The organism is Anaeromicropila herbilytica (assembly GCF_016591975.1).
GTDB lineage: Bacteria > Bacillota > Clostridia > Lachnospirales > Lachnospiraceae > Anaeromicropila > Anaeromicropila herbilytica.
This window is the reverse complement of record NZ_AP024169.1, coordinates 2,007,612-2,027,992: the sequence shown is the minus strand read 5'-3', so window position 1 is coordinate 2,027,992 and position 20,381 is coordinate 2,007,612. Positions and strand designations below refer to the sequence as shown.

Sequence of the window (20,381 nt, the reverse complement as noted above, 5' to 3'; positions counted from 1 at the left end):
GCATTACTCCTGTATACTAATATTTATATTATCCAAAGAGATATTATAGAAGTCAGCCAAGCTGTTTTTTAGCATTGTCTCTTCTACAGACGAAACCTCATTAGCTCCATTTTCGCTACTATTATTACTTTCTGATTTTTCTTCTTTTATAACAATTTTATCAATGGTAATCTTTTTAATATTAGAATTAGAACTTTTTCCTTTGCTCTTATTAGTATGACTAGCAACCACCTGAATGGATTTAATTTTACCAAAGTCATCGCTTTTCTTATCTTCATATATCTCTACATCAATACTTTTTGTATGCAAACCTTGTTTTTCAACAATTTGACTAATTTGATTCGCAATTTTTGCTTTATACTGCTTATATATTGTTTCTTTTTGTTTACCTTCCATCTGTATCATTTCATTGCTCACATCATTTGCATTCAAAGCTAAATTATTTGATTCAAAATAGTAGTCTAGTGTATTCGAAGCCTTAATGACTTTTATGATTGGAGCTACTACTATCAAAACTAGTATCATGCCAGTAAAAACACCTATATACTTTTTATAACTACTCTTACCCAACAGATTCATAACAATATTAAGTAGAATGATGTATACGATGATGTTTCTTATCCAAGAATAGAGAATCTCCATATTTGTACCCAACCTTTCAATATTTGATGACCTATTCAAAAATTGGATAGCTCCTCCAATTCATTAAATCCAATCCTTTATCTTAGTCTAAAATTGGTGGAAGCTATGATAATAGTAATTGTTAATAGAAATAAAATTGCTCCCACTGTTACTGTACTAAATAACAATTTAAATGCTCTTGCTGCTCCATTGATACAATTTATGATTCTTTTATCGGATATAGGTTGTACTACAGCTGCTCCAAACTTATAAATTAAAGCAATCAATAGCAGCTTAATTACCGGAACTGCACATATTATAATAATAACAATTAAGCCCGCTACTCCTATGGCATTTTTCACCAATACGCCTGCTCCTAGTACTGTTTTAGTAACTGCCTCAAAGGAATTACCTACACCTGGAATGGCACTTGTTGCCTTTAATAATACGGAATTCTTCACACTGTCTGCTACAGGAACAATAAACCCTTGAATTGTATTAATTCCAACAACGAAAGCCAATAGTCCCTTAAGCGCGCTAGATATTAAAGTGTCAATTAATTCAGCAAATTTTGATAGCATGTCTTCCTTAGATAAGTTATTTGCCAAGATAAGTAGCATATAGATATTAACCAGAGGAAGCATAACTTTAATCAGTATAAAATCAACAATGGTAATTAAAAATAATGTAGATTCATAAAAAACAAGTGATGTATTTGCTCCTGCTGCGAAGGTTATTGATAGAAAATAGGTGGGCACCAGTGCTTTCATAAAATCCATGACACTTTCTAATGTATCTGATGCGATAACAGATGTCTGATAAAATGACGCTGTTAATATAGTAAACAATAAGAGATATGTTACATAAAATCCTGTTTCAGAAACCTGATTATTCTTAAACATATTAGAAAAATTGGAAAAGATGGCTGCCACAATAGCAAGTCCTATTAATTCAAAGATAATATTTAAATTTCCTTCGATTTCACCTAAAAGGCTCTCTTTTAGTTGACTTAGAATTCCTTTGATAGATAACGGTTCCTTTCCACTTATTAGCTTGTTCACATATTCAGTAAAATCAATTCCATTGCTGTTTTTCACTACCCGGTTAATAACTCTCTGAATCTCAGAATAGTCAAATTCATCTTGATATGTACTTATATCATCATCATTCCACAGCGAATCTTGATTAGTATTAGAATTCGTATCAGAATCTGTGCCTATATTCGTCATTTCACTTGCGTATACATAATGTTGAGAGCCAATAACTAATAATGTTATACTTATCAATAGCCAAAGGATTTTAACAAGTATCTTCTTTTTTGCTCTCACTATCTTATCTATACTTCCATTTTTATTTAATTTTTTTTCTTCTATCATTTCTCACCAACTATGTATTATCATTCATAAAAGTTAACACTTATATTTTTATACGAGATTCCATCTGTTACCTTTCCTTTATTACAACTCAGGTGGTTTTACGCATGTAAAAACTCATTTATTGTATCTAGTAGAGCTAGTAATATTGGCATACTGATCGTAAGAATGGTAAGCTTTCCAACTAATTCTATCTGATTTGCTATTGCTGCATGTCCTGCATCTTTGCATAAGCTCGAGGAAAACTCAGCAATATATGTGATACCAATAATCTTGATTAATATCTCGAGATAAGTATGATTAATTGATATAAATCCCTCGATTTCTCTAATGGTATTCATAATAATATTAAGCTTACTGATACCGAAATAAATGATTAGAATGCTTGCAACAATTCCTATGTAAATACTATATTCTGCTTTATATACTTTAAAATAAGTAGCTATTAGAACTGCTACGATTCCAATTAACGCAATCTTTACCATAGTAATCCTCATCTTCCTTTTTCTATAAGGTAAATAATTTCTTAATTGTTTCAAATAATTCATAGATATATGGTACTATCCAAAATAACACAAGAATTAATCCTGCAAGACTGGTAATAAATGCTTGTTCGTCTCTACCTGAATGCTTTAATATCTGATTCAAAACGGATACTAAGATACCAACTGCAGCTATTTTAAATATCAGATCTATTGTCATGTCCTACCCTCACTTTTATTGTATTATGCTTCCTTGATTATTAACTTTTGCTCTCCTTAGAAATGCATTTATATAAGTCAAGCTAAATCTATATAATTATAATCGCAATAAAGATTCCAAGCATAATGCCTAGACAATTATAAAGATGTGTCTTCTCTTTCATTGACCCAGTAAGTTCCTCAATCTCAGTTTCTAATTGCGATATGTATAAATCAATTGTATTAATTTGCATTTCCTTATCCAGGTAACCAAGATTCTCACCAAGTTGTCCAAGATAAACCTTGTCCTTCTTAGTCAATGCTGTTTCATTTAAATCCTCTTCCACACATTTCTTCCATATCTCTTGAAATGTGATGCCTCCAAGTTCATTAAGTTCTTTCGACAGATGTTCTAAAAATGTCTCAAATTTACCTTCATGTCTACTTGCAATTACCTTAAGTGCCTCTGGAAGAGGCGTCATAGCATATCGTATATCACCTCTTAGACTAAGAATTATTTTCTTTAGCTCTTTTAATTCATTCATCCGATCTTTGATTCTATCGCTAAAGTAGATTCCAATTGCACCAGATGAACAAACTGTTAAAATAACTCCGATGATTTTTGTAATCAACATATTGCCACCTCTTTTTATACCCCTGATTTATAGACTATGCTTCCTCTTGCATCGTATATTTCTTCAACATTTCCAACTGTTATTCGATTATTAAGAACAATATATCGTTCAAATATTTTTTCTCGTACCAATCTGCCAAGTATAGGTTTAGTTTTAATGTCATCAATTGAGGAACCATGTACGGTAGCAATTAATTTGCAACCACAGTTAATAACATACTCAATCGCTTCTATATCTTCTTTGGAACCCACTTCATCTACTGCTATAATCCTTGGAGACATAGATCTTATTAACATCATCATCCCATTTGCTTTTGGACAACAATCCAGGATGTCTGTCCGAATTCCTAGTTCATTCTGAGGTACTCCCATATAGCAAGCTCCAATTTCCGAACGTTCATCAATTACACCAACGGATTGCCCTAAGAACTTTGAATGACCATTCGATAATTGACGAATGACATCTCTTAATAAGGTTGTTTTACCACATCTTGGAGGTGATATTATTAGCGTATGGAAAATATCTTCTGTTCCATTCATAATAAATGGTAATACTTTACTGGCACATCCTTTAATCTGATGAGATAGACGAATATTAATAAAGGAGATATGTTTTATATTCTTGATTTTATCATTCTCCAATATGGTCTTACCTGCAATACCAATTCGGTGTCCTCCTTGAATTGTGATAAATCCCTGTTTTATTTCATCTTCAAAGGCATACATAGAATAGTTACTGATATATTCCATCGTCTCCCTTATCTCATTCTGCGATACAAGGTAAGCTTCTTCCTGTAGATTCACTAAGTTACTATCCTTTGTGATAAAATATTCTTTGTTATCATATATCACAATTAATGGCCCATTGACACGAAGTCTTATTTCTTGAAGCTTTTCATAATCAAGTTCCAAGCTTGATATTACTCTTCTTAGATTAAGAGAAAAGATTTTTAGGATTTCATCTCTTTTGTCCATGCTTTCACTCTCCTTATTCTTAAATATATGAGGTGGACAAAATATTATTCCAGTTTTATATTTGCTTTTGCAATAAAAATATTAGTGTCTATGGGGCCTGATAAAATAAGCCTAGGGAGGTTAGTGAATCTTCGTGTATTTGCAGTGGGTGTAGGGTTTCGTTTTCAGGCTTGGGATGTTCTAATGGAAGGCTCTTTCGGTATGGCAGATACAAAAAACTCGAACTCCTCCCTTTGGTCGTCAAACAGCGAGTTTTTTGTATCTATACCGAAATAGTCTTCCATAAGAACATCCACAAGCCTGAAAAAGGCGCCCTACACCCACTGCAAATACACGAAGATTGGTAGACTGTCTAGGCTTATTTTATCTTTGGCTTAGTTACTGTAATTCCCTTGTCTGCGTCATGTTTTATATGTTAATCTTAGTAGAAAACTAAATAAATATATAAAACTGAATTAAAGCACTAGCGATATCACTTTGTTGATTTAAAGCATCAAAGAATTTTGTTGCATTTGATAAAACTATGTATTATGATATTTGTATTGTGTTATAATGTTTTCTTATATATAAAAGTACACCATATGAAAAATAAAGTGAGAAGATTTAATTTTTTCTAGAAAGTTTTAGACAGAAATAAGTAAATTAAAGAGCAGGAGGACCATCCCATGGAATACGGATTAATTGGAGAAAAATTAGGGCATAGTTATTCGAAACAGATTCATGAGAAGCTAGCTGATTATAAATATGAGATTACGCCTCTAACAAGAGAAGAATTTCCTGAGTTTATGAAAGAAAGGAATTTTAAAGCGATTAATGTTACTATTCCTTATAAGATTGATGTAATGGAATATCTTGATGAAGTGGATGAGAATGCGATGCATATCGGTTCTGTGAATACCATTGTGAATAAAGATGGGAAACTAATTGGACATAACACTGATTTTAATGGTTTTCTATATATGCTTAGGAAAAATAATATTATTATTAAAGATAAAAAAGTAATTGTAATTGGTAATGGTGGCGCTTCCAAATCCATTCTTGCAGTCCTTAACTATTTGGAGGCGAAAGATATTGTGATACTTTATCATAAGCCAGCAACGGATACTTTCACTGCAGAAGAATGTATTAGATTACATGCTGATGCTGGGGTAATAATAAATACCTCTCCAGTCGGCATGTATCCAAACATTGAAGCTAGCCCTCTTGATATAAGTTATTTCACCAAATGTGAAGCAGTTGTTGATGTAATCTATAATCCGATTGAGACGAAATTAACACTTCAAGCCAAAAGCTTAAATATAAAAGCAATTACAGGACTTGAAATGTTAGTTGCGCAAGCCAAATATGCTGTTGAATTCTTTCTTGAAAAGGAAATCAATGATTCTGTTATTCACCCAATCTATCTTGAAATAAAAAAACAATTGGAAACATTTTAGGATGATTAACTAACATTCTTAATCGATAAAATACTAATAGAAGATCTCAATTTTTTTTACAGTGATAGCTAGAATGGTTACCTTATCATATAACTTTACGTAAAGGAACATGAAAAATGAAGGATAATATAATATTAATCGGATTTATGGGAACAGGAAAAACTACGATTTCTCATGAATTGAGTAAACTTACAGGGTATAAAGAAATTGATACCGATCAATACGTGGAGGAAAAAGAAGGATTATCAATTCCTGATCTTTTCTCAAAACATGGTGAAGAATATTTTCGCGATTTAGAAACTAAAGCACTCACTGATTTACAGAATATAAATCATATTATTATCTCTTGCGGTGGAGGAATTGTTCTAAGAGATAAAAATGTAGAATTGTTAAAATGCAAAGGTCAAATCGTCTTATTGACTGCTCTTCCAGAAACAATTTTAGAACGAGTGAAAGAAAATCAGGACCGCCCTATCTTAAGGAACAATATGAATCTTCCTTTTATAGAAGAGTTAATGAACAAACGGAAAGATAAATATTTATCTGTAGCAGACATTATAATCGAAACAGACAATAAAGATATCACTGCCATTGCGAAAGAAATTCTATCCAAAGTAAATTTTACATTGCCAAGTCAATTTACTACCACGAATAGTCAGGAGAATTTACCATGAAGCGAGTAATTCAAGTAAAAAACAGAACCATTGGTGATGGGATTCCAAAGATATGTGTCCCAATCGTTGAAGAAACGAAAGACAATATTATAAAAGAGGCAACTATGATAAAAGATATGCCCGTTGATATTGTTGAATGGAGAGTCGATTGGTTCGAAGATTCTACCGACTGTAATAAAGTGAAGGATATCCTTGTCATTTTAAGCGAGATCTTAATTGACCTTCCTATTCTTTTTACTTTTCGTACCAAAAGAGAAGGTGGAAATAAAGACATTGCTGTCTCTGATTATATAGATTTAAATGAAGTAGCTATTAATACTGGTCTCATAGATTTTATTGATGTTGAATTATTTACTGGTGAAAGTGAAGCTCTTTCCCTGATTGAATATGCACACCAGCATCATTGTTATGTAATAGCTTCAAACCATGATTTTGATAGAACACCTTCTAAAAGCGAAATACTAAAAAGACTCTGTAAAATGCAGGATTTAGGTGCAGATATTCCAAAGATAGCAGTTATGCCAAATCATCTATCCGATGTATTTACATTATTAGAGGCAACAAGCGAAATGAAGGAACTTCATGCAAGTGGCCCTATCATAACAATGGCAATGGGTAGCCTAGGCCTAATCAGTCGATTATCTGGTGAATTCTTTGGTTCTTCTATAACATTCGCATCTGCAAATAAGAAAAGTGCTCCTGGTCAAATGCCTGTCTCAGAAATTTCAACGATTCTTGAACTAATTCACAAAAATTTGTAAATACTCAAGATTATCGTATTTTGACTATCGATTTCATTTTCTCCATATCGTGTACTCATCCGAATCATCAAAAAAACTGCCCTTATTTAAAATAACATAAATAAGGGCAGTTCTTTCTATTTCTAACTCTCATTATAATACTTCAAACCTCCCAGCGAAAAATCTTAACTATACTTAAATGCTTAAACTTTTTATATCTTTTTTTATTAAGTATTCATCAAGCCAGATACATGGGAATATTTGTTATATTTTTAACAATTAATGCTATAAAACACTTCTTTTTAATGAAATATGGCTTTCAAACACATTATCTTCTACCAGATCAAGAATTTCTTCTTTGGTAAGGCCATATGTCTTATATAATACTGAACTAACAATCTTCTTTAATTCAAAATAATCATGATAAAGAGCCTCTTTATTTGCTAGTTCCTTCATAGATCGTATTTCTCCAAGCATTAGATTACCTCGTATATCGTAAGCTTTCTTTAATAAGCTCTTAACTCTTTTTCTATCCATTTTCTCCTCCGAATAGATAAGAGAAGTATATAGTGTTACCTTAAATTGTACTTCACTATTTGAATCTCGAAAGAGGGCTTCCAGCGCTGCTACCAAATGCATATATGCTTTTTCAACATTCGTCGAATCAATTGCATTCCGATATTCATTGAAAGCTTTGTTCCATGGACTAACTAGATTATCTATATGTTCTTTGGTTGAATATGAGTATTCTACCAAAAGATCAAACCACCGTCTTAAATCATCCATCTTATCTTCATCTAATTGAAAAATATCGGATGGACTATAACTATGATTCGCATATGAGTTCAACATTGGTCTACTAATCCAGATTGCATATCCTTCTTTACAATAAGTCCTAAGAAATAATTCAGGAAATGCCAAATCAAGAGCATATCGTATAATACTTTGAGATGACTCACAAGATTCCTCATCATCTTCACTGCATTCTAAGGCAAGACTGTCTCTAGTATCATTATTGCGAAAACAAAAATATGGATTAAAACAATATTCCTCATTATCCTTTAAAATCATATTTTTTAAACTTACGCTTATCATAGATATCCCTCATTTCTAATTGGTTTACATATCTGCATATGTAATAACTACAGTGATTTCGTTACTTAATTCAAATAGAATTCTCTCTATTTGGTCAATCTATTCATGAATTATTTATCTTATCTATATTCTACAACAAATTAATTTTCTTTACTAGTACTTATATGATATTTTGCTATATTTTTAACAATATATATTATATTTTGTATGCAATATACCCAATATTAGTTTTAAAGTTCCTATAGTTTATAAAAGTTTTAAGTATGGTTGTAAAATCCAACATCATATGTCCGACTAAAGTTCTATTCATTCATAATATTAAAGTGTCGAATATTAGTATATAATACAATATTATGAAAAGGAGATCTATATGCATCAACAATTATTAAAGTCCCTCTTAACGTTAACAGTTACTGGCTCTGTTCTATTTGCTATGACATCTATTAATGTAAATGCTTCAAACCTCACTAAAAGTTCAACCACTAATAATATACCTTCTATTGGTAGAAATTTAAATAAGGTTAGCACTTACACGGTTAGTAATGCTACCGAAACAATATTTACAGACGATTTTGAGCAACCATTAAATGATGACTATTGGTATAAGGAGATTCCCAACCCTAATTCGATTACATTATCAAATAAGTACCACTATTCTGGAAAGAAGTCATTAAGAGTTCAATTAAATAAGAACGACAAAATTGTTTCAGACAGCAAGCGTTCCGAGATTCGCATTGACCAGGCTAATCCTGTAATAAGTAACATTCAAAACGAACAAAGACAAGAACACACTTATACATTTTATACTTTGCTTCCAAAAGGAGGATCAGAAGATTATAAAATTGATTCAGAAGGTTCTGAAATAATTGCCCAATGGCATAATCAACCTGACTTAGATAAAAATGAGCCTTGGACTTCTCCACCTTTATCACTTCATACTTTTGATGGTCATTATATAATAGGTCGTTGTTGGGATGATGCAGAAGTATCTACCGACCAATCAATCATTGATAAAAAGAACTTCGCTTCTTATGATCTAGGATCTTATGTAGAAGATAAAGGAAAATGGGTGAAGTGGTCATTTCATATAAAATGGGGATGGCTTTCTTCTCAAAATCCTATATTAGAAGTATATAAAAATGATAATTTAGTCTTAGATTGTAACGGGCTTCCTAACACTACAAATGATGAATTAGGTCCAATTATGAAATTAGGTATCTATAAATGGAATTGGGCACAGCCAGATGATACCTCAACACTTACAAAAAGAGTAATCTATTTCGATAATGTAAGTGTTATTAATAAATTCTTAGAGTAAGCTTTCTTCTTATTTATCACTAGATCAGGTATATAATTTTTACATAAAATTGTTATTTCTTAAAAAATATTACAGATAAGTCACTATGCATATCCATCTTAATTTTCTAAAAAAGCAGATAAGATAGACTTTGAACAAGTCTACCCTATCTGCTTTACTATACTGCTTTCTTTAAGGATTCCTCTAAAGTATGCCATGCTAATACCGCACATTTTACTCTTGCTGGCATATTTGATATATTTTTTAATGCAATCGCATCTTCTAATACCTCAAGTTCTTTCTCATCTTTAATCTCTCTCTTAATCATACCTAAAAAAGTCTCAATGAGCTCTTTTGCCTCTTCAACACTCTTACCTCTGATTAAATCAATCATAATAGAAGTGGACGCTTGAGATATTGCACATCCTACTCCAGTAAATCCTCCATCTTCTACTATTCCATTCTTGATTCGAAGTTCAAGTTCAATCTCATCACCACAGCTTGGATTATGCCCCTTCTCAATAAAATCAGCCCCCTCAATATGATGCTTATTATGATTGGACATATTATGTTCTGCTATTACCTCTGTATATATACTATTTAGATCCATATCCTAACCACTTCCTTGTATTTTTTAGTCCTTCAATCAATGCTTCTACATCTTCCATTGTATTATAGATATAGAAACTAACACGGCATGTTCCTGCATTAACTCCCATATAATTAAGCAAAGGATATGCACAATGCCTACCGACACGTATTGCTACTCCATAAGAATCTAGTATAGATGCAACATCATGAGGGTGAATTCCTTCTACATTAAAAGAGATAACACCTGATTTCTTCTTTGTATCTTTCGTACCATACACGGTAACAAAAGGTAATTCTTCAAGGCGTTTTAAAGTTTCACTTACCAGTTCATCTTCAATTTGTTCGACATTATCCATACCAATCTCATTCAAATATTGAATAGCACTAGTTAATCCAGCAGCTCCTTCCACATTCTGAGTTCCTCCCTCGAATTTGTTCGGAAGTTCAGCAAAGGTCGTATCTTGTTCTGTTACATATTCAATCATATCACCACCACACATAAAAGGTGGCATCTTCTCTAATAATTCTTCTTTCCCATAAAGTACTCCAATCCCCATAGGTGCAAGCATCTTGTGACCTGAAAATACTGCTGCATCTGCATCCAATTGACTTACATCAATCTTCATATGAGGAACACTCTGCGCGATATCAATAAATGCTACCGCACCTACACTATGTGCTTTCTCTATAATCTTCTTAATTGGTTGAATCGTTCCTAATACATTTGATACGTGAGTGACTGAAACTATTTTCGTCTTATTCGTAATCTTATTTGCTATCTCTTCTTCTGTTATAATTCCTTCTTCATCTAGATATAGATATTTTAATAGAGCACCTTTTGCTTTCGCAACTTGCTGCCATGGTACAAGATTGGAATGATGTTCAGCGACTGATATGACAATCTCATCACCCTCCTTAATGAAATTCATTCCATATGAATGAGCTAACAAATTAAAAGCTTCTGTTGCATTTTTAACAAAGATAATTTCTTTCTCGTTCTTTGCACCAATGAATTCTTTTACAACTGTTCTTGTATTTTCATAGATTTCCGTTGACTTTTCACTTAAATAATAAGCACCTCGATGAGGGTTCGCATTATAGTTCTTATAGTAATCGTTCACTGCTTCTAATACTGCGATTGGTTTCTGAGTCGTAGCCGCACTATCAAGATACGTAAATCGGTGACCATGTATTTCTTGATCTAAGATTGGAAAATCTTTTTTTATCTCCTTATTCATTAATAAACTTCCTCCTTACATAATCATTGATTTCTTCTCTAATTAATTCGTCTGGTATCTGATCAATGATTGGATTCAGGGAAGCCTCAACTATTAATTTCTTAGCCTCATACTCGCTTAAGCCTCTTGACATCAGATAAAACAGTTTATTCTCATCAACTTTACCAGTACTTGCTGCATGCTGCCCTTCCACTTCATGTTCTGTACATAATAGAATAGGTACAGAACGATTTCTAACTTTATCACTCAGTAATATTGTATATTCTTCTTCCTTACCTTTGGCTTTGACAGCACCTTTTCTCAAATCGATTGTTCCTCGAAAGATCTTATCTGCTTCATCTAAAAGAGCACCTTTGACATCAATCTGGCTATTTGTTTCTCTTCCAACATGATTCATGATATAATTCATATCTATTTTGCGGTCTTTATCTGTGATATATGCCATTTTAAGATTCGTTCTACTATTTGTTCCTATCAAATCGCTTTGATTATGAATAATTCCATTCTTGGCACCTAATTCAATTAAGGTATATTCTATTTCTGCATTGTCTTCTAATTTGGTATATACAGCATCTAAATGTGTACTATCATCACTCAAAGTTTGAACTTTAACTAACTTTATCCTAGAGCCTTTCTTACCGAAGATTCTAGTGAGTCCATTATGATATCCTTTTACCTTGGAATCATATTGAATAATGACAGTAATTTCACTGTTTTCTTTTGCAATTATTAGATTATTATCAATTAATGTATTATTCTCTTTATCTAAAGTATAATGAAGGATAATTGGTTCTTGTCTACTAGTGCCTTCCTGTGCTTCAATATAAACTCCTGTATTATATTCTTTTATACACTGCTCTAAAATATTCTGATCAAGTCCCTTATACTGCTTATCTATGAAATGTGCTTCTTGATTTTGCTTCTCAGTCAGTTCTGTTACAATTCCAAACTCATCTATGCTATTTCTTTTCTCAAATATTTGTCTATGATAAGGTTTTAGTTTAATATCCTGTTCTTCAAGGAAAGCATGATTCACACCAAGACCTCTCCATGTTCGAACTGGTATTGGACTTATTATTTTTCTATTATTCTCACTCATGATATCACCTCTGTTCTAATCTCCTTACTTATTCTCTATCCGATACTTCCTTCTAATTCAAGTTTGATTAGATTATTCATCTCTACTGCATATTCAAGCGGTAATTCCTTTGCTATTGGTTCTGCAAATCCACGAACTATCATTGCTTTGGCTTCTTCTTCACTAATACCTCTTGTCATTAGATAGAAAATCGTATCATCACTAATCTTACCTATTTTAGCTTCATGTCCTATCTCAACTTCATCATTCATAATATCAAGAACTGGGATGGTATCTGCTCTTGATAGATCATCAAGCATTAAGGATTCACAAGAGATTGTCGATTTACTATGGTGGGCATTCTTTGCCACTCGAACACTTCCACGGTATATAGCTTCTCCACCACTTTTGGAGATAGATTTCGTATTAATTGTAGAATAAGTGTAAGGTGCTGCATGAACAACTTTCGTTCCTGTATCTAATATCTGACCTTTTCCTGCAAATGTAATTCCTGTAAATTCAGATCTTGCACCTTCTCCTTTTAAAATGCTCATTGGATATAGCATGGATATCTTTGAGCCGAAGGAACCAGATACCCATTCAATCGTACCTTTTTTCTCGACAACGGCCCTTTTCGTATTCAAGTTCAACATATTTCTAGACCAGTTCTCAATAGTGGAATATCGTAAGTATGCTCCTTCTTTAACAAATAATTCAACACATCCTGCATGTAGATTGGTTACGTTATATTTAGGTGCCGAGCAACCTTCTATAAAATGGAGCTTCGCATTCTTATCAACGATAATCAATGTATGTTCAAACTGCCCAGCACCTGGTGAATTCAAACGGAAATAAGATTGTAATGGTATCTCGACTTCAACACCTTCTGGGACGTAAACAAAAGATCCTCCTGACCACACAGCACCATGAAGCGCAACAAATTTATGATCATTTGGTGGAACTAGTGTCATGAAATACTCTTTTATAATATCTTCATAATCTCTAAGAGCACTTTCCATATCCGTGTAAATGACACCTTGCTTTACAAGATCCTCTCTAATACTATGATATACAACCTCAGAATCATATTGAGCTCCTACACCAGCAAGCGATTCTCTTTCTGCCTTAGGTATTCCTAGTTTATCAAAAGTATCTTTGATTTCCTCTGGCACTTCCTCCCAGTTACCATTTAGCTTGGTATCTGGTTGAACATAAGTTACGATATTGTCCATATCTAATTCCTCAAGGGATGGCCCCCAGGTTGGCATCTCAATATTCTGATATGTCTCCAAAGATTTCAACCGAAAATTCGTCATCCATTCAGGTTCGTTCTTCTTATGTGAGATATCTAAAATAATCTCTTTCGTCAAACCTTTTTGCGATTTGTATCGATATCGATCTTCATTAATGATGTCGTATACTCCTCGCTCTAGCTCTTTGATTGTATCTTTTATATTTTCCATATGATATCACCTCTTTTATGCATGTATTACTGCTTCTTTATATTCTGCAAATCCTTTTTGATTTACTTCTTCAATCAAGGAAGCATCGGATGTTCGAACAATCTGACCATCTAATAAGATATGCACATAATCAGGTTCTAAGCTTTGTAATATCTTGCTATTATGAGTAATAATGATTACGGCATTCTCCTCATTTTTAAATTGCTTTACGCCTTCCGATACAATCTTAACTGCATCAACATCAAGTCCTGAGTCTGTTTCATCTAGAATAGCAAGTTTCGGATTCAGCATCATCATTTGAATGATTTCATTTTTCTTCTTTTCTCCTCCGGAGAAGCCAACATTTAGATATCTAGAAGCATATTCATCACTAATATCTAGCAACTCTAATTTTTCTTTTAATTCTTTACGAAAGCTATGTAGCATAACAGGTCGACCAAGTGCTGCACTTCTTGCGCTTCTTAAGAACCCTTCTACCGTAACTCCTGGCACTTCCTCAGGTGTCTGAAAGGATAGAAAGATTCCTTTTCTTGCTCTCTCATCTGTCTTTAATTCCTTTAGGCTCTCACCTTGGAAGATCATGTCTCCCTCTGTTACTTGATACTTTGGATGTCCTAAGATTACTTGTGCTAAGGTTGACTTACCTGCACCATTGGAGCCCATAATTACATGAACTTCTCCTTTATTCACCGTTAGGTTAACACCTTTTAATATTTCTTTATCCTCTGTATTAACATGTAAATTATTTATCTCTAAAAGTTTTTCATTCATCTTGTATTCTCCTTACTTATTATTCGAATTCTATATATATTCTATATCCTACCATTTCATTTCCGAGTATTTTGCTCAGGTATAATCTTATGATATCCATATGATAATGATTTGTCAAGAAGGAATATCATTTAATTTAAGAATTTCATTAATTTAGAACATTCAAAAACGCAGCCCTTAGAAATCTTATATTTCTATGAGTTGCGTTCATAATTTTATTATCTATTTTGATGTAGAAAACTATCTCTATATTAGGAACTTGTATTAATAATGTATATTATACTTAAATAGTATGATTTTATAATATAAACATTATACACAATACCAGATAGGTCCACTTTATATTCCTATTCAAAAGGAGATAAATTGCTCCAAAACAGAAACCACATGCTGCTGTAAATAATCCTGCATAAAGACTACCTTTTGTCATCCAATGTGCCATTCCCCAAGTTAATGCTACTACAATACCTCCATATGGTATATTCTCTTTATGTAACCATTTTTCAAAAGCTTTCTGCCCGAACACAATTATTAGCATAAACAAACATGTCTCAAATAAATAATAAATGTACTGGAAAATGAATTTTGGCATTCCATTACTTTGGAATTCATGGAGTACTTTAGAGCCATTCCATTCTATATAATTACTAATCAACACAAGTGCTACACAGACTACAGTCAGAATCCATTGCTTTACCTTTATTTTATCTTTGCTCTCAAAAATATCGAAACCATATCTCATATATGCATATCTTACTATAAGAAATGCAATCACACCCCATGTTATACAGGTCAATATCCAATGACAGATTGACTGTGTCACATTCCATTTACTCATAACACACCCATAAATATTGGGTTCTAATAAAGATACATATAACGCTTCTATACCAAGCCCCGCAAATGCATACAATGCTAATTCCAAATAATTTCTTCCACTAGCTTCCTTCTTTTTAATATTCATCTTTCTTCCCTCCACCTTTATTGATTTCTTCCAATGTCTTATTTGCTTTTCTCATTTGAAGCATAATAGAAACATAATATATGATTGCACCTATGATATAAGGAAATGTAAAAGATAAAAACATATCTCTATAGGCTGTAGATGCCATCTTCTGAAAATGGCTTTCTATCCATATACTCAACATTATAATTCCAAGCAAAAATATGTATTGTCCCAATATTACAATTGTTAACGGAACATTCTGAAGGTAGTAGTGGAGACCAAGAACAAATGTTGCACCTAGTGATATGAAAAATATTGTGATAAAATTCTCTACATAGTAAGGGTCTTTATAACCTTGCATTGCTTCTAATATGATTTTACTGAGTGAAATTATTGTATAGACAGTGCAAACAATAGATATAAAGTTCTTTCTGTTAATAAGTTGCATATCATTTCATCTCCCTTCTCGTTTTCTCTAGATACTGATAAAATTGACTTCTGTATGTACGATTTAGTATAACGGTTTCTCCATTATCCAAGATGATATTTACCCGCATATTAAGATCTGTTTTTAATCTTTCTATTTTATGAATATTTACAACCATTGATTTACTAATTCTTACAAACCCTGAACTGCCAAACTGATCTAATAGCATTTGAAGTGAAATATCTACCTGCCAGATGGACTCCTTTAGGTATGCATAACATTTACGATCAATTATTTCACAATAATATATGTCACTTAAATGAACCCATGTAGTCTCATTTTCATTTCTTCCTGTTAAAGTCTTATTATAGGAATCTATAATTTTTATAATATTCTCTGTCTCTTGATCAATCTTGTTGTAGTATAATTCAATTCTATTTTCTTCTAAATCTAGCTTCTGATACTTAAGTATTTTCATTCTAGCTCCCATCTGTCGCCTCCCGCGACATACAAATCAGGGGTGTTAAATCATTCACACTAGCCTACATACTTGCGACTTGCTCGCAAGCCTAAATTCAACGTGTGAAACGCTTTATTTCACAATATACACCTCTTGACCTATTATATCCAATACGCTTCCAATTGCAACGTCTATATGCATATGTTACACTATAGCAAGCCTAGGTTACAAAAATAGCGCACTTTACGGAAATTCCTTCATTACTCCATAAAGTGCGCTTCATATACAACAAAAACTTATTTTACATGTTTTCACATAAAAGTTCCTGGCTCAATAATTTTTTACAACTTTGAACATCTTCGTCTGTAATATCTTCAAATATAAAAGATCCGCAACGGCATTTATTGTAAGCTTTACCATCCAACTCGAAAGAGAATCCACCAGAACAACTTGGGTTACAATGTCCGCAATCCCATCCATTTATACTGATTGAATCTCGTATCTTATTTGGTAGCTCTGCAACCAAAGACATATATTCATTGATATGTTGTAGATTCAGTTTGGCAGAAAGCTTTTCCTGTTCAACATGAAGGCTCATTAGCACTTTTTTATTCTTAATACTTGTGTAGACACATGACCAATCGTTACGCATAAAGCCTCCCATTCGTACAGCCTGCTTTGTCACATTCGCTACACTTTCGTGCAATATATCAGCACTTTCACTCTTTGCAGAGTCTAGAGCATGATAGATTGATTCTACAGTCAGCTTTGGTTCTTTCACCTTTGCATCTTCCAAAATCCCGTAATGCATCATGTAGAACCAATTCTTTTGTTTCTTCATGTCGCCTTTATTTATTTCCATTGTTGCGTCTGCCATAGCCTTTAATACTACAATTAGTGCTCGATTATCAGGATATGAAATAGATATCACATCACCATTTTTGATTGTTTTATCCATACCGATAATCTCTAACCCGTACTCCCTAAGTTTAGATATTAATAGCCAAAGACCTGTGATTTTTAACTCTTTTGCTATTGATGAAAGAACACCTCCGTCAATTGTTAATATCATCTCAGTCCGAAGTTCTGCTCTAGCACCTAGTATAAATAATAAATTAGGTATTCGAAGAAAACTTGCATTACTGCTGGTATAGTCCGTGTTCTTTGCATTAATGTCAGTAATATCCTTCAGTATCATACCAAAACTAGCAGGATCACGAGCTACATCACTATAAAGATGGCGTACCAAAGAAATCAGAGCTAAAAAACCTTCTTCAAAATCCTTCTGATCTAAGCCGTTAAGAAACTTTTCATGTACGCTCATAGAACTTGGGTCATCAATCACATTTTTCAAATAATTCTCTGCAATAACTTGAACATAATATTGTTTTTCCATGATATGTAGTACTCCTTTCAATAACTTGTACTTTTATGAGCTTTTATTAATGAGTTTATTAATTAAGTTTATATTTCTTTTCAATGCTAGTTGTTATCTTAATTGTAAGTTAATTAAAATAATTGTTAGTTTTAGCTTTGATAAAAATAATAATAAAACATATTAAATTTATGGTTCCAGTTATACTCATATAATCGCCCATATTATACGCAGTTAATGAATCTTTTATTAAAAAAGTAACTATTATAATACCTAGAACAGTCAGCCATGATATAATAAAAAGTATGTTAATTATTTTTTTAAAAATATTTTTTATATGCATATACGATCTCTCAATCTTTATATTTACAAATATAATCAAATATTATTATATTTGTTATATTTTGTAAAGTTATTTTTCATGCCAACTCGGCTAACTATATATCCATATAAAGTAAAACTGTATAAAAAACGCAATACATACCAAATTAATTTCTATGTATTGCGTTATATAAAACAAAAGTTATATTAAACCTTCTTTAATTTGAAACAGCTTTTATATAACAAATTTAAACACTTTTGTTAGCTACTTGTTTAATATTTTTACTAATATTAAACTTTTATATTACTTTAACTAATAATTTTCATCATTATATTCAATATCTTTATACCCTTTATCCATACCAAGATTTTGCTAAATAGAAATCCCGAAACCGCCTTAGTGTCCATACTTGTGGGTAATCATATGAACCATATACTGCAGTAACAATATAGCATTTCCCCTTTTTAATTGCATTGTCACCCATTTCTTCCTGTAAATGAGTTGGTAATCCATTACTTAGTAACGCTAGATTATTAATTCTCGCTTCTTCTTCGGTTTTAATAACAACACCATTACTTTTCAAATCAGCATTACACCATTCTACATAATTCTTAGATATTCGAAGCGCCATTAATTGTAATTTTCACTTTTCTCAATATTTTCTTTTGGAACCAATAATTTTAAGGTTATTGCATCATCAATAAGTTTAGTGTAATATTTTTGCTAATCTGTATCAAAAAAATCCGATATTCAAATAATTTTACTTAAGATATTTGATAGATATATAACAAATAAAAACCATGTATTTAGTGGTACAAAAAAATATAAAAATAGCGTAGTTCACGGAAAATTTAATTCTCCATGAACTACGCTTATATTTTGATTTGATACTCGACTAGACTCTCTTTAAGTAATCGCCAGTTCTAGTATCGATTTGAATCTTATCACCTTGTTCTACGAATAATGGAACATATACAGTAGCTCCAGTTTCAACAACTGCTGGTTTTGTAGCACCTTGAGCTGTATCACCTTTGAATCCTGGTTCTGTATCTGTAATTACTAATTCAGCAAATAGAGGTGGTTCAATTGCGAATACTTGGCCAGAATGTGAAAGCATTTTAACCATATCATTTTCTTTTACGAATTTTAATGAATCACCGATTGAATCTTCATTTAATCCAAATTGATCATATGTTTCTACATCCATAAAGTGGTATAAGTCACCATCTGAATAAAGATATTGCATATCTTTTCTTTCAATGTGAGCTTGTGGACATTTTTCTGTAGGTCTGAAAGTCTTTTCAACTACACCACCACTTTTAATATTCTTTAATTTAGTTCTAACAAATGCAGCACCTTTACCAGGTTTTACATGTTGGAATTCGATTACCTGATATATATTATTATCCATTTCAATTGTTAAGCCATTTCTAAAATCGCCTGCTGATACCATTCTTGATATTCCTCCTTAAAATTAACTTCTTATAGTTTATAATAATATACCTTAATTTTCAACTATTTTTTTCAATTGCTCTTAGAAATAAGGTGTAAATTATCATTCATATTCCATAATTTGATTCTATGATATGAGTTGCCCGACAAATGATATATTATCTAACTTTTTTCTTTTTCAAAGATTTCTTATAATAATGTAATACTACTCTTTCTAGATATCTTTTTAATACAATCTGTATTTCTTCTTTTGGATCAATTGGTTTCACGAGATAAGTCCTTAATCCAACACGATTGGCACCAAATACATCAGTAAATAACTGATCTCCAATAAAAACAGTATTATTAACATCTGTCTTCATTAATTGCATCGCTTTTAGATAGTTCTTTTTACTTGGTTTCCTTGCATTATGGATATACTTAACCTTAATCTTATTATTAAAGCGTTCCACACGTTCGATCTTATTGTTCGATAATAAGCATACTTCATACCCGATTTCTTTTAATTCACGGAAAAAATGAATTGCTTGTTCACTGGCATCTGCTCCATGTTCAACTAACGTATTATCAATATCAAATAATAAGCCTCGATATCCCTTTTGGTAGAGTCCCCTAAAATCAATTTCATAAGTAGAATCTACATATTCGCTTGGGTAAAATCTTTTAAACATAACACTCTCCTAAAACTATCCTAGTTTATTTAAACTGCATATAATCAACGGTTCTGTAACGT

At 32.1% G+C, this 20,381-nt stretch carries 23 protein-coding genes; 4 read left to right on the top strand and 19 right to left on the bottom strand.

Annotated elements, in window-relative coordinates; genetic code table 11:
• Window positions 1-3: 3 nt before the first annotated feature.
• From bsdtb5_RS08615 to spoIIIAA, 6 genes are all read right to left on the bottom strand, one after another.
• A complete protein-coding gene (locus bsdtb5_RS08615) occupies window positions 4-681 on the bottom strand; it encodes a stage III sporulation protein AF (protein WP_271715618.1) in 678 nt (225 codons plus the stop codon).
• A 38-nt stretch (window positions 682-719) separates the two neighbouring features.
• A complete protein-coding gene (locus bsdtb5_RS08610; protein WP_271715617.1) occupies window positions 720-1,997 on the bottom strand; it encodes a stage III sporulation protein AE in 1,278 nt (425 codons plus the stop codon).
• A gap of 98 nt (window positions 1,998-2,095) precedes the next feature.
• On the bottom strand, window positions 2,096-2,479 hold the full coding sequence (locus bsdtb5_RS08605; protein ID WP_330611984.1) for a SpoIIIAC/SpoIIIAD family protein: 384 nt from the start codon (window positions 2,477-2,479) through the stop codon (window positions 2,096-2,098).
• Window positions 2,480-2,501: 22 nt separating this feature from the next.
• Window positions 2,502-2,696, bottom strand: coding sequence for a stage III sporulation protein AC (gene spoIIIAC / locus bsdtb5_RS08600; protein WP_271715616.1), 195 nt, complete (start codon window positions 2,694-2,696; stop codon window positions 2,502-2,504).
• A gap of 88 nt (window positions 2,697-2,784) precedes the next feature.
• Complete coding sequence (locus bsdtb5_RS08595) at window positions 2,785-3,309, bottom strand: stage III sporulation protein AB (protein WP_271715615.1); 525 nt, start codon at window positions 3,307-3,309, stop codon at window positions 2,785-2,787.
• Between the two features lie 14 nt (window positions 3,310-3,323).
• Window positions 3,324-4,283 carry a stage III sporulation protein AA gene (spoIIIAA, locus tag bsdtb5_RS08590; protein WP_271715614.1) on the bottom strand — a complete coding sequence of 320 codons (960 nt, stop codon included), beginning with the start codon at window positions 4,281-4,283 and terminating at the stop codon, window positions 3,324-3,326.
• A 665-nt stretch (window positions 4,284-4,948) separates the two neighbouring features.
• On the opposite strand from spoIIIAA, the gene bsdtb5_RS08585 reads away from it, so the two are divergent.
• The 3 genes from bsdtb5_RS08585 (at window position 4,949) to aroD (ending at window position 7,154) form a co-directional block, all read left to right on the top strand.
• Window positions 4,949-5,719, top strand: a complete 771-nt coding sequence (locus bsdtb5_RS08585) for a shikimate dehydrogenase family protein (RefSeq protein WP_271715613.1) — start codon at window positions 4,949-4,951, stop codon at window positions 5,717-5,719.
• Between the two features lie 116 nt (window positions 5,720-5,835).
• Window positions 5,836-6,393 carry a shikimate kinase gene (locus tag bsdtb5_RS08580; RefSeq protein WP_271715612.1) on the top strand — a complete coding sequence of 186 codons (558 nt, stop codon included), beginning with the start codon at window positions 5,836-5,838 and terminating at the stop codon, window positions 6,391-6,393.
• Window positions 6,390-7,154: a type I 3-dehydroquinate dehydratase gene (gene aroD, locus bsdtb5_RS08575; protein WP_271715611.1), complete on the top strand. Its 765-nt coding sequence runs from the start codon at window positions 6,390-6,392 to the stop codon at window positions 7,152-7,154. Before bsdtb5_RS08580 ends, aroD begins: the two co-directional genes overlap by 4 nt.
• Before the next feature lie 264 nt (window positions 7,155-7,418).
• Here the strand turns inward: aroD and bsdtb5_RS08570 are convergent, their stop codons facing one another.
• A complete protein-coding gene (locus bsdtb5_RS08570; RefSeq protein ID WP_271715610.1) occupies window positions 7,419-8,228 on the bottom strand; it encodes a HEPN domain-containing protein in 810 nt (269 codons plus the stop codon).
• A 370-nt stretch (window positions 8,229-8,598) separates the two neighbouring features.
• On the opposite strand from bsdtb5_RS08570, the gene bsdtb5_RS08565 reads away from it, so the two are divergent.
• Window positions 8,599-9,546 (top strand): polysaccharide lyase, encoded by a 948-nt coding sequence (locus tag bsdtb5_RS08565; protein WP_271715609.1) that lies wholly within the window; start codon window positions 8,599-8,601, stop codon window positions 9,544-9,546.
• A 157-nt stretch (window positions 9,547-9,703) separates the two neighbouring features.
• Here bsdtb5_RS08565 and sufU read toward each other — a convergent pair whose 3' ends face one another.
• The 12 genes from sufU to bsdtb5_RS08505 form a co-directional block, all read right to left on the bottom strand.
• A complete protein-coding gene (sufU, locus tag bsdtb5_RS08560; RefSeq protein ID WP_271715608.1) occupies window positions 9,704-10,135 on the bottom strand; it encodes a Fe-S cluster assembly sulfur transfer protein SufU in 432 nt (143 codons plus the stop codon).
• On the bottom strand, window positions 10,122-11,354 hold the full coding sequence (locus bsdtb5_RS08555; RefSeq protein WP_271715607.1) for a cysteine desulfurase: 1,233 nt from the start codon (window positions 11,352-11,354) through the stop codon (window positions 10,122-10,124). The genes sufU and bsdtb5_RS08555 overlap by 14 nt, the downstream gene beginning before the upstream one ends.
• Window positions 11,347-12,453: a Fe-S cluster assembly protein SufD gene (gene sufD, locus bsdtb5_RS08550; RefSeq protein ID WP_271715606.1), complete on the bottom strand. Its 1,107-nt coding sequence runs from the start codon at window positions 12,451-12,453 to the stop codon at window positions 11,347-11,349. Before sufD ends, bsdtb5_RS08555 begins: the two co-directional genes overlap by 8 nt.
• Window positions 12,454-12,488: 35 nt before the next feature.
• A complete protein-coding gene (gene sufB, locus bsdtb5_RS08545) occupies window positions 12,489-13,895 on the bottom strand; it encodes a Fe-S cluster assembly protein SufB (RefSeq protein ID WP_271715605.1) in 1,407 nt (468 codons plus the stop codon).
• A gap of 15 nt (window positions 13,896-13,910) precedes the next feature.
• Window positions 13,911-14,666, bottom strand: a complete 756-nt coding sequence (gene sufC / locus bsdtb5_RS08540; RefSeq protein ID WP_271715604.1) for a Fe-S cluster assembly ATPase SufC — start codon at window positions 14,664-14,666, stop codon at window positions 13,911-13,913.
• A gap of 298 nt (window positions 14,667-14,964) precedes the next feature.
• A complete protein-coding gene (locus tag bsdtb5_RS08535; RefSeq protein WP_271715603.1) occupies window positions 14,965-15,630 on the bottom strand; it encodes a hypothetical protein in 666 nt (221 codons plus the stop codon).
• Window positions 15,620-16,060, bottom strand: coding sequence for a DUF6608 family protein (locus tag bsdtb5_RS08530; protein WP_271715602.1), 441 nt, complete (start codon window positions 16,058-16,060; stop codon window positions 15,620-15,622). The genes bsdtb5_RS08535 and bsdtb5_RS08530 overlap by 11 nt, the downstream gene beginning before the upstream one ends.
• 1 nt (window position 16,061) lies before the next feature.
• Window positions 16,062-16,529 (bottom strand): LytTR family DNA-binding domain-containing protein, encoded by a 468-nt coding sequence (locus bsdtb5_RS08525; protein WP_271715601.1) that lies wholly within the window; start codon window positions 16,527-16,529, stop codon window positions 16,062-16,064.
• A gap of 271 nt (window positions 16,530-16,800) precedes the next feature.
• Window positions 16,801-17,895: a hypothetical protein gene (locus bsdtb5_RS08520; RefSeq protein WP_271715600.1), complete on the bottom strand. Its 1,095-nt coding sequence runs from the start codon at window positions 17,893-17,895 to the stop codon at window positions 16,801-16,803.
• Between the two features lie 653 nt (window positions 17,896-18,548).
• Complete coding sequence (locus bsdtb5_RS08515) at window positions 18,549-18,827, bottom strand: hypothetical protein (RefSeq protein WP_271715599.1); 279 nt, start codon at window positions 18,825-18,827, stop codon at window positions 18,549-18,551.
• A gap of 264 nt (window positions 18,828-19,091) precedes the next feature.
• Window positions 19,092-19,649, bottom strand: a complete 558-nt coding sequence (gene efp / locus bsdtb5_RS08510; protein WP_271715598.1) for an elongation factor P — start codon at window positions 19,647-19,649, stop codon at window positions 19,092-19,094.
• A gap of 157 nt (window positions 19,650-19,806) precedes the next feature.
• Window positions 19,807-20,319, bottom strand: coding sequence for a YqeG family HAD IIIA-type phosphatase (locus bsdtb5_RS08505; protein WP_271715597.1), 513 nt, complete (start codon window positions 20,317-20,319; stop codon window positions 19,807-19,809).
• Between the last annotated feature and the right edge of the window lie 62 nt (window positions 20,320-20,381).

Bases quoted from the DNA above. Each gene is read 5' to 3' on its own strand.
- efp (WP_271715598.1), bottom strand. From the start codon at position 19,649: ATGGTATCAGCAGGCGATTTTAGAAATGGCTTAACAATTGAAATGGAT.
- bsdtb5_RS08580 (WP_271715612.1), top strand. From the start codon at position 5,836: ATGAAGGATAATATAATATTAATCGGATTTATGGGAACAGGAAAAACT.
- aroD (WP_271715611.1), top strand. From the start codon at position 6,390: ATGAAGCGAGTAATTCAAGTAAAAAACAGAACCATTGGTGATGGGATT.
- sufB (WP_271715605.1), bottom strand. From the start codon at position 13,895: ATGGAAAATATAAAAGATACAATCAAAGAGCTAGAGCGAGGAGTATAC.
- spoIIIAA (WP_271715614.1), bottom strand. From the start codon at position 4,283: ATGGACAAAAGAGATGAAATCCTAAAAATCTTTTCTCTTAATCTAAGA.
- bsdtb5_RS08585 (WP_271715613.1), top strand. From the start codon at position 4,949: ATGGAATACGGATTAATTGGAGAAAAATTAGGGCATAGTTATTCGAAA.
- bsdtb5_RS08525 (WP_271715601.1), bottom strand. From the start codon at position 16,529: ATGGGAGCTAGAATGAAAATACTTAAGTATCAGAAGCTAGATTTAGAA.
- bsdtb5_RS08565 (WP_271715609.1), top strand. From the start codon at position 8,599: ATGCATCAACAATTATTAAAGTCCCTCTTAACGTTAACAGTTACTGGC.
- bsdtb5_RS08570 (WP_271715610.1), bottom strand. From the start codon at position 8,228: ATGATAAGCGTAAGTTTAAAAAATATGATTTTAAAGGATAATGAGGAA.
- sufC (WP_271715604.1), bottom strand. From the start codon at position 14,666: ATGAATGAAAAACTTTTAGAGATAAATAATTTACATGTTAATACAGAG.
- bsdtb5_RS08610 (WP_271715617.1), bottom strand. From the start codon at position 1,997: ATGATAGAAGAAAAAAAATTAAATAAAAATGGAAGTATAGATAAGATA.
- sufD (WP_271715606.1), bottom strand. From the start codon at position 12,453: ATGAGTGAGAATAATAGAAAAATAATAAGTCCAATACCAGTTCGAACA.
- bsdtb5_RS08535 (WP_271715603.1), bottom strand. From the start codon at position 15,630: ATGAATATTAAAAAGAAGGAAGCTAGTGGAAGAAATTATTTGGAATTA.
- sufU (WP_271715608.1), bottom strand. From the start codon at position 10,135: ATGGATCTAAATAGTATATATACAGAGGTAATAGCAGAACATAATATG.
- spoIIIAC (WP_271715616.1), bottom strand. From the start codon at position 2,696: ATGACAATAGATCTGATATTTAAAATAGCTGCAGTTGGTATCTTAGTA.
- bsdtb5_RS08520 (WP_271715600.1), bottom strand. From the start codon at position 17,895: ATGGAAAAACAATATTATGTTCAAGTTATTGCAGAGAATTATTTGAAA.
- bsdtb5_RS08505 (WP_271715597.1), bottom strand. From the start codon at position 20,319: ATGTTTAAAAGATTTTACCCAAGCGAATATGTAGATTCTACTTATGAA.
- bsdtb5_RS08530 (WP_271715602.1), bottom strand. From the start codon at position 16,060: ATGCAACTTATTAACAGAAAGAACTTTATATCTATTGTTTGCACTGTC.
- bsdtb5_RS08555 (WP_271715607.1), bottom strand. From the start codon at position 11,354: ATGAATAAGGAGATAAAAAAAGATTTTCCAATCTTAGATCAAGAAATA.
- bsdtb5_RS08605 (WP_330611984.1), bottom strand. From the start codon at position 2,479: ATGGTAAAGATTGCGTTAATTGGAATCGTAGCAGTTCTAATAGCTACT.
- bsdtb5_RS08595 (WP_271715615.1), bottom strand. From the start codon at position 3,309: ATGTTGATTACAAAAATCATCGGAGTTATTTTAACAGTTTGTTCATCT.
- bsdtb5_RS08515 (WP_271715599.1), bottom strand. From the start codon at position 18,827: ATGGCGCTTCGAATATCTAAGAATTATGTAGAATGGTGTAATGCTGAT.